The organism is Candidatus Melainabacteria bacterium RIFOXYA2_FULL_32_9 (assembly GCA_001784615.1).
GTDB lineage: Bacteria > Cyanobacteriota > Vampirovibrionia > Gastranaerophilales > UBA9579 > UBA9579.
Genome location: MFRQ01000084.1, coordinates 562 through 8,989, shown reverse-complemented (window position 1 = coordinate 8,989; position 8,428 = coordinate 562). Strand labels below are relative to the sequence as shown.

The 8,428-nt window shown below is 33.9% G+C and carries 11 protein-coding genes; 10 read left to right on the top strand and 1 reads right to left on the bottom strand.

What is annotated here, in order from left to right; translation table 11 throughout:
- The first annotated feature begins 132 nt into the window (after positions 1–132).
- On the top strand, positions 133–486 hold the full coding sequence (locus A2255_10550; GenBank protein ID OGI20210.1) for a hypothetical protein: 354 nt from the start codon (positions 133–135) through the stop codon (positions 484–486).
- Here A2255_10550 and A2255_10545 read toward each other — a convergent pair.
- Complete coding sequence (locus A2255_10545; GenBank protein OGI20209.1) at positions 479–1,351, bottom strand: hypothetical protein; 873 nt, start codon at positions 1,349–1,351, stop codon at positions 479–481. The genes A2255_10550 and A2255_10545 overlap by 8 nt on opposite strands.
- Before the next feature lie 909 nt (positions 1,352–2,260).
- On the opposite strand from A2255_10545, the gene A2255_10540 reads away from it, so the two are divergent.
- The 9 genes from A2255_10540 to A2255_10500 form a co-directional block, all read left to right on the top strand.
- Entirely contained in the window at positions 2,261–3,574 is a 1,314-nt protein-coding gene (locus A2255_10540) for a hypothetical protein (GenBank protein OGI20208.1), read from the top strand.
- Positions 3,571–3,873, top strand: coding sequence for a 4Fe-4S ferredoxin (locus tag A2255_10535; GenBank protein OGI20207.1), 303 nt, complete (start codon positions 3,571–3,573; stop codon positions 3,871–3,873). Before A2255_10540 ends, A2255_10535 begins: the two co-directional genes overlap by 4 nt.
- A 39-nt stretch (positions 3,874–3,912) precedes the next feature.
- The gene (locus A2255_10530; protein OGI20206.1) at positions 3,913–4,287 is read left to right on the top strand and encodes a hypothetical protein; all 375 of its coding nucleotides are present in this window, start codon (positions 3,913–3,915) and stop codon (positions 4,285–4,287) included.
- A 334-nt stretch (positions 4,288–4,621) separates the two neighbouring features.
- On the top strand, positions 4,622–5,119 hold the full coding sequence (locus A2255_10525; GenBank protein OGI20213.1) for a 30S ribosomal protein S5: 498 nt from the start codon (positions 4,622–4,624) through the stop codon (positions 5,117–5,119).
- A gap of 19 nt (positions 5,120–5,138) precedes the next feature.
- On the top strand, positions 5,139–5,324 hold the full coding sequence (locus A2255_10520) for a 50S ribosomal protein L30 (protein ID OGI20205.1): 186 nt from the start codon (positions 5,139–5,141) through the stop codon (positions 5,322–5,324).
- A gap of 37 nt (positions 5,325–5,361) precedes the next feature.
- Entirely contained in the window at positions 5,362–5,802 is a 441-nt protein-coding gene (locus tag A2255_10515; protein ID OGI20212.1) for a 50S ribosomal protein L15, read from the top strand.
- Between the two features lies 1 nt (position 5,803).
- Positions 5,804–7,135: a preprotein translocase subunit SecY gene (locus A2255_10510; GenBank protein ID OGI20204.1), complete on the top strand. Its 1,332-nt coding sequence runs from the start codon at positions 5,804–5,806 to the stop codon at positions 7,133–7,135.
- Positions 7,132–7,791 carry an adenylate kinase gene (locus tag A2255_10505; GenBank protein ID OGI20203.1) on the top strand — a complete coding sequence of 220 codons (660 nt, stop codon included), beginning with the start codon at positions 7,132–7,134 and terminating at the stop codon, positions 7,789–7,791. The genes A2255_10510 and A2255_10505 overlap by 4 nt, the downstream gene beginning before the upstream one ends.
- 38 nt (positions 7,792–7,829) lie before the next feature.
- A partial coding sequence (locus A2255_10500) for a type I methionyl aminopeptidase (protein OGI20202.1) occupies positions 7,830–8,428 on the top strand: 599 nt, incomplete at its 3' end.

Genomic DNA, 8,428 nt, shown 5'->3' with positions numbered 1-8,428 from the left:
GATAAAATTAAAGCCTCAATACCAGGAGAAATCCAGGAAGCACGTAATATCATCAAAAGACGTGATGACATACAATTAGAGGCTCAGAAAAAAGCAAACCAAATTTTAACAGAAGCTAAAAACCAAGCAGAAATGCTTTTATGCGAGTCTGAACTACTCAAGGCTGTTCACGCTGAAGCAGAAAGAATACGTCAACAAGTTATAAATGATTGTGAATTAATGAAAAAACAAGCACAAGAAGATGTTGAAATAATAAGGGCAAATGCAGTTAATGAAGCTATTACCATCAGAGAAGGTGCTGATAAATACGCAGAAACTGTTCTTAGCAGCTTAGACAAAGATTTAACCGAGCTGCACGGAATTGTAAGAAATGGCCAAAAACATCTTTCTAAGATCAAAGCCGACTCAATAGCAGCTATGACATCACAAAAAGCTAAAACTCAGTTCAGTTCACAATTAGCAAATACAAAATTAGCCGCTAAATAACTTTAATTCTGACTACTGTATTACTGCCTTGTTCAGAAACATAAAGCATACCAGCTTTATCAATATATAAATAATATGGTTTATTAACACCCTTAAGGATAACACTTGATTCTCCTTCGGGTGTTATTTTAATAATCTGATTTGATAAATAACTTGCTACATAAATATTATTATCCGGATCAACAACAAGTCCAATTGGCCCATTTATCAGGGTGCCTTTAGCAACTACTGATCGTTTTCCATCTGGTGATATTTTTAAGATACTATTAGCACTATAATTTGCTATATATAAATTTCCATAACTATCTTTTGCAAGGCCTGTAGGCCCTTGTAAATCCTTAAATACAATTTTAGTATTGATTTGATCTTGACTTAAATCAGCAGGCCTTGTATTAATAACTGACACGGGCTGTTTTTTCTTGTTAATTTCTTGAGTAGCTTTTTTATATAATTCTTGAGATTCAGCATATTTAGGATTATTAGTTGATATAAGACCTGAATAGCTTAAAGACTTTTCAAAATTTTTGTTTTTATAGTGTATCTGAGCAGCTTTATAAATTACTTCAGCATCATTTGGATTTTTTTCTATCATTGCCTCGTAATAACGTAAAGCCTGAGATTCATCTCCAAGATATTCATATATAGAACCCAAATTATAATACGCATCAATAAGCGCAGGATCAATTACTATTGCTTTTTTGAATAAAATAATTGCATCTTGAAAGTTTCCGTTTTTACTCATATCTATAGCATCATTATAAATTTGGATAGCTTGTGAATTATAAGCAAAAGCAGTATTAGAATACAAAAAAGTAGCTACTGACAAAATTAACACTGAAGTTTTTATGCCTTTAGCCAATCTCATCAAAATATCCTCATGTTTTTTTAATTTTATTCTTTGCTTAGTATTATATGATATTTTTAAAACTAAAAAATAACCCGAATAACCTACTTAATAAATTAACCTGATTATTATTATATAACATACACAGGCTACACTACTATTGTACTTTATAGTTATAAAGTACTTTACATCACAATAATCTAAATAAAATTCTTAATATAAAGAGCGAATTCAAAAATTACAACTCCTGCAGCCACAACAGCAAATGAAATTGCAGGAAATAAAACAAACAGCAGTTTATCCATAATTAAAACCCTATCAGTATCATCTAAACAATATTCTATTAACTCAAGTTGCTACTCAAATAATCTTGGGTGTGAGTTGCAAGGTGCTTCGCACTGTCATAAGTCATTAATTCTTCCAATAATACTACTATCATTATGAGGGTACTTCGCACTGTCATTGCGAGCCATAAATCGTGACTTGAAGAAATAATCATACTTGCGTGGCAATCTAGAGGCAATAAATTTATAATAGCAACTTTTTATTATATTATCCTACTAAAAATAAATAACAAAATTAAGATTAAATTTCTAGCATATTAAAGATTATATGCAAAAAATACTATAAAAATGTTATCCGGAGTTAGCCATAATTATAAAGAAGATATACAATTTTATTGAGCATAAAATTTACTTAGTCATAAAAAGATAAAGTTATGTATAGAAAATCCCATACAGACTTATTCAGATGACTTATCTGTATTATTATTTTAAATAGAATTATAAAAGTCCAAAAATAAAGTGATTAAAGCAGAAATGTCAATTTAAAATAGATAAAGAGTTGTCTAGGTAAGATCTTTTTTCTAGAATATTCTACAGAATTAAATACAAATAAATAATATAAAATTGATGTCGAAAGGAGAATAGTGTGGAGAGAGAAGTTGTAGATGTGGTAGTAGTAGGTGCGGGTCCTGCAGGCATTGCAGCCGCAATTACTCTAGCTAGAGCAGGAAAAGAAGTTGTAGTACTCGAAAGAGGCGATTTCTCAGGAAGTAAAAATATGTTTGGAGGTGCAATATATACCCAGCCAACATCAGAAATTTTTCCTGAATTTTGGAAATCAGCCCCGGTAGAAAGATACAACACAGAACATAGATTTGCTTTATTAGGTGATAATGATGGTACAGTTATTGGTTATAAAAACCAAGAACACGCAGAGGGACCACATTCTAATAGCTTTACAGTATTTAGACCCAAATGGGATAGATGGTGCGCAGAACAAGCTGAGCAAGCTGGTGCGTTCATTGTTCCACAAACCTTAGTTAAAGAATTAATAAGAGAAGACGGCAAAATTGTTGGCGTAAGAACTGAGCAAGAAGAATTTTATTCCAGAATTGTAATAATAGCTGATGGAGTAAATTCACTTTTAGCAAGAGATGCGGGCTTACATCCTGAAATTAAGCCAGAAAACGTAGCGGTAGGTATTAAAGAAGTTATTCAATTGCCTAAAGAAAAAATTCAAGACAGATTTAATCTTGAGGGTGATAGTGGCGTAATTTATACAATTATCGGCGGTCCAATGCAAAATATGCTTGGTCTTGGATTTATTTACACTAACATTGACTCAGTAGTTGTTGGATTAGGAGCTTCACTGAATGAACTTAAACATAAACAATTAAAACCTTACGAACTTCTTAACCAACTAAAAAAACATCCAGTGGTCAGACCTTTAATTGAAGGTGGCGAACTGCTGGAATATTCAGCTCACTTAATTCCTGAAGGTGGATTTAATGCAATGCCTCCGCTTTATACAGATGGAGCAATGGTAGCCGGTGATGCTGCAATGTTAGTTAATAACGTACACTGGGAAGGCACCAACCTTGCTATGCTGAGTGGTAAATATGCAGCAGAAACAGCAATTAACGCTCTTGAGCAAAATGATTTTACTGCAAATAGATTATCACTTTATCAGAAAAAGCTCGAAAACAGCTTTATATTAAAAGATCTTAAGAGTTATAAAAATGTAATGGGATTTGCAGAAAAGAATTCTGATGCATTAATGGGATATTATCCTCAAAAATTCAATGAATTTATGAATAAATTCATTAGTGTGGACAGTATACCAAAACAAGAAAAATACAAATCATTTATTGGTACAGCATTAAAAGATAGATCAATTCCAAAATTGTTTGGTGACCTTGTTAAGTTTGCAAAACTCGGTGGAGGTATATTACTAAAATGAGCGATATTAAAAAAATGATTCCAGAACATATAGATGACAAACTTTTTACTGTGAAATACAAATCGGCTGAATCTTCTCACTTAGCTCCCAATCAAGAAGATTGTGCAAAATGTCAAGACAAAGCTTGTACATTTGTATGCCCTGCAAACGTATATTCCTGGGATGAAGAGCAGAAGAAAATCCTGGTTGGGTTTGAGAATTGTCTGGAGTGTGGCGCTTGCAGAATAGCATGCTCATACCAGAGCCTTTCCTGGAATTACCCAACAGCTGGATGTGGCGTTACATTTAAACACAGTTAACACAGTTTAAACTGTCCACAAATAAGGAATAAATACGGCATGATAAATGATGATGATGATCAAATAAGACGTTGGTATGACAAGGATCCTATCTTGTCTAAAGCAGTTAACATCCTTGAAACATCTAGTGATAACCTTCAAATTCAAATAGCACTTAACTTAATTACGGTCATAATTGAGCATAATATTGATAACAATACATATTCATCAGTTGATGAGATTATAGCTTCAGCTGATGATGAAAAAGAATTTGGCTCAAATAGATGGTATGATCTTGATGATACATTAAAAACTGCAATACAACTATTAAAGACCTGCTCAAATGAGCTGAGAGGGAAGCTTGCAGAAGATATTGCTGCTATTGTAACAGAAGCTCTTAATAATGTTGATTCAGAAGAAGCACTTGATATCTAATTGTTTCTGTGTTAATCACTTATATAGCAGAAAGTTTTGTCAACAACCCAAAATAACTAAGTAAACTTAAAAGTGTGTGATATTATTATCATCACCCTTAAAAGGTGACTAATTTGCTTATAAGATCACTGTTAACCCACAAGCAAATCAAGTCCAAAACCCAAATTTTGACACTTAGTTATATATTCTTGATTTTTTCTTTATTTTTTTGTTAGATATTTTACAGTATAGTGATTTTAGTTAATAACAAAGAGAGGTTAATAAATCAGTGGAACAAGAACAAGCAAAACGCGGACGTCGTAACCGTGATGAATCAAAAAAAGAAACTCAACAAATTACAGCAGGCAAGACTCCTTCTGAATGGAAAGAAAGAGTTATTCAAATCCGCCGCGTGACAAAAGTTGTAAAAGGTGGAAAAAAACTCAGTTTCAGAGCTGTAGTAATTGTTGGTAATGGTAACGGATTAATTGGAGTTGGAATAGGCAAATCCAACGAGGTTATAGGCGCAATCCAAAAAGGTATTGCTGCTGCAAGAAAAAATATGCTTACAGTGCCAATATTTAAAACAACAATTCCTCACCCAATTACTGGAAAAGCTGGTGCTGGAAGAATTATATTAAAACCTGCTGCACCTGGTACTGGAATCATTGCCGGTGGTTCAGCCAGAGCCGTTTTAGAATTAGCAGGTATAGAAAATATATTATGTAAATCTTTAGGTTCTGATTCTCCACTTAATGCTGCCAGAGCTACAATGGATGCTCTTGGCAAACTCAGAACATTTAAAGATGTTGCTGCAACAAGAGGGCTATCCCTAAAAGAAATGTTAGGGTAAGGAATAAAGGAATATAGTCATGTCAAATGCAAAACAAATCAAAGTAACTTTGAAAAAAAGTATAATTGGAGCTTCCGAGACACAGAAAAAAATAGTAAAAGCTCTTGGAATCTCAAAAATGAACCAAACAGTTACACATAACGATACCCCTGCAATTAGAGGTATGGTTAACAAAATTCCTCACTTAGTGAACGTAGAAGAATAATTTCAGTCAAAAGGTGATCAAAATGGAAAATACAAGAATAATGTTAGAAGATCTAAGACCAGCTGATGGAGCTACTCACAAAAAGAAAAGAGTGGGCAGAGGACGCAGCTCAGGCCATGGTAAAACAAGTACAAGAGGCCATAATGGAGAAGGACAACGTTCAGGTAGAAGCCAAAAACGTGGTTTTGAAGGTGGACAAATGCCTGGATACAGAAAAGCTCCAAAATTAAAAGGCTTTGAAACTGTTAGACCTATAAAATATGCAGAAATTAACGTATCTCAAATTAATAACCTTAAAGATGATATTATTGATCTAGAATTACTTATTGAAAAAGACCTTTACAGTAATATGTTTGAAGCTTTAAGAGTTCTAGGTAATGGTGAAATAACAAGGTCAGTTACAGTAAAAGCTAGACATTTCACCGAATCCGCAAAACAAAAAATAGAGGCTGCCGGTGGAAAAATAGAGGTAATATAAAATGGCTAAAGTTAAAATGCCGACTCCGGATGAATTAACAGGAATGTGGCAAGCATCCGGTTTAAAAGAAAAGCTTTTATTTACTTTTGCAATGATAGCTGTGTTCCGTTTCGGAACACAGATTCCTATATTTGGAATAAACCACGAAGCAATAACAAACCTTGCGGGCAACAATATTATTAACTTTTTAGACTTATTCTCAGGTGGTGCATTAGGAAAAGTTTCAATATTTGCGCTTGGTATAGGTCCATACATTACTGCATCAATTATTATGCAACTTTTAGCTGTAGTAATTCCTCATCTTGAATCTTTACAAAAAGAAGAGGGGGAAGCAGGTAGAAGAAAGATTTCACAATACACAAGGTATTTTACTGTTGTACTTGCAGCCTTTCAGGCTAGTATATTTATGACATATCTTGCTAATCAACCTGGAATGATAGCTACTGGAGCAAATATCCCCTTTGTGTTCATTGAATCTGTAATTGCACTTACTGCCGGCTCAGTATTTATTATGTGGCTTGCTGAATTAATTACAGAAAGAGGAATAGGGAATGGAGGTTCTTTACTAATATTTATTAGTATTATTTCCAGAATACCTATTTATATGGGACAAACATTCCAATTGGTGGCCAATGATCCCACAAGTCAATTTAAATTAGTTGTATTACTAGGAATCTTCTTAGCAACTATATTCCTCATTGTAATTATGCAGGAAGCTGTAAGAAAAGTCATAATTGTAAACGCCAAAAGACAGGTTGGTAATAAAGTATATGGAGGAGTAAATACACATATTCCTTTCAAATTGAATCCTGGCGGCGTTATGCCGCTCATTTTTGCTGTTGCAATTTTATTATTTCCTTCAACGATACTTGGAGCCATAGCCCCAAATCTTCCTCAGGGAATAATGAGAAATATCGTTACTTTTTTAACAGCCGATCTCTTAAATCCAGCTGGAATTCCATATTATCTTATTTACTTTTTACTAATTGTTGCGCTAACTTTCTTCTATGCATCAATTATGCCTAATATGCAACCAAAAGAGATTGCTAATAACCTTAAAAAATATGGCAGTTCAATTCCTGGAATTAAGCCGGGTAAACCAACTGCTGATGTAATAGACCAAATTTTAAGTAGAACAACATTTATTGGTGCTGTAGGTTTAGGAATTATAGCTTTAATTCCTGGTCTAGCAAGCCAAGTAACTGCAATAACTACATTACAAGGTTTAGGAGCTACTACGTTAATAATTATGGTTGGTGTAGCATTAGACTTCATTAACCAGATCAAGACACACTTGTTAGTTAGACAGTATGAAGGATTCTTAAAACAATGATACCAGAACTCATATTTTTAGGTGCGCCAGCAAGTGGAAAAGGCACACAAACAAAAATGTTAGCAAGAGAGCTTAATATTCCCCATATTGATACTGGTGGAATGCTAAGAACAGCTGTAGCTGAGGGCACAGAATATGGTAAAATTGCTAGAGAATACATGGAACAAGGTAAATTAGTTTCATCAGAAATTGTTATAGGTATAGTTGATGAAAGATTACATAAACCTGATACAGGAAATGGCTTTATTCTCGATGGATTTCCAAGAAGCATCGAGCAGGCAGAGGCATTAGACAAAATTCTATTAGAACTTAATCGAGATAAAAATGCAAAATTACAAGCAATTAACATCGATGTTCCTGTAAGTGAGTTAGTAGATAGAATAATTAACCGTAGAAGCTGTGAAAAGTGTGGTGAAATATACAATCTAAAATATAAGCCACCTAAGATAGAAGGAATTTGCGATATCTGCGGTGGGAAATTAATTCAAAGAAAAGATGATAGTGTCGAGGTTGCAGCACAAAGGATTGAGACCTATCAAAAAGAAACTGCACCATTGGTGCAATTCTACAAAGATAAAGGAATTCTGGTAAACATTGATGGAACCAGAAGCATTGATGAAATATATGCTGACATTAAAAAAGTTGTTTTAGAATAATTATGATCAATCGCAAATCAAGATACGAAATATCACTAATGAATTCTGCTGGAAGCATTGTTGCAGAGGTTCTACAACAATTAAGATCAACCGTAAAACCGGGTATTACAACAGCAGAATTAGATACAATTGCAGAAAATATTATTAGAAAAAATAATGCCATACCAGCCTTCAAGGGTTACCACGGTTTTCCTGGAACTATTTGCGCTTCAATTAACGAGCAAGTAGTTCATGGTATTCCAAGCGATAGTATCATTCTCAAAGAAGGTGATATTATTAGTCTTGACGTTGGAGCCACATACAAAGGCATGGTTGGAGATTCAGCTATAACAGTAGGGGTTGGCTCAATAAGTAAGGAATTGGAACAACTTATAGAGGTAACAAAGCAAGCCCTATATGATGCTATTGAAAAAATGCAACCAGGTAACCATCTACAAGATATATCAGGTGCTATAGAAGATAGAGCAAACCAATATGGATACGGAATTGTAAAACAATACGGCGGCCACGGTATTGGCAGAAACATGCATGAAGAGCCTTTTGTTTTTAATTACAGGACAGGTGATCTTGGGCCAATATTAAAGCCAGGAATGGTAATGGCACTTGAACCAATGTTTAATTTAGGAACTGGTGATGT

Excerpts from the sequence above, each read along its gene's own strand:
- A2255_10510 (OGI20204.1), top strand. The coding sequence starts at position 5,804 with ATGGCTAAAGTTAAAATGCCGACTCCGGATGAATTAACAGGAATGTGG.
- A2255_10505 (OGI20203.1), top strand. The coding sequence starts at position 7,132 with ATGATACCAGAACTCATATTTTTAGGTGCGCCAGCAAGTGGAAAAGGC.
- A2255_10520 (OGI20205.1), top strand. The coding sequence starts at position 5,139 with ATGTCAAATGCAAAACAAATCAAAGTAACTTTGAAAAAAAGTATAATT.
- A2255_10530 (OGI20206.1), top strand. The coding sequence starts at position 3,913 with ATGATAAATGATGATGATGATCAAATAAGACGTTGGTATGACAAGGAT.
- A2255_10535 (OGI20207.1), top strand. The coding sequence starts at position 3,571 with ATGAGCGATATTAAAAAAATGATTCCAGAACATATAGATGACAAACTT.
- A2255_10545 (OGI20209.1), bottom strand. The coding sequence starts at position 1,351 with ATGAGATTGGCTAAAGGCATAAAAACTTCAGTGTTAATTTTGTCAGTA.
- A2255_10550 (OGI20210.1), top strand. The coding sequence starts at position 133 with ATGCTTTTATGCGAGTCTGAACTACTCAAGGCTGTTCACGCTGAAGCA.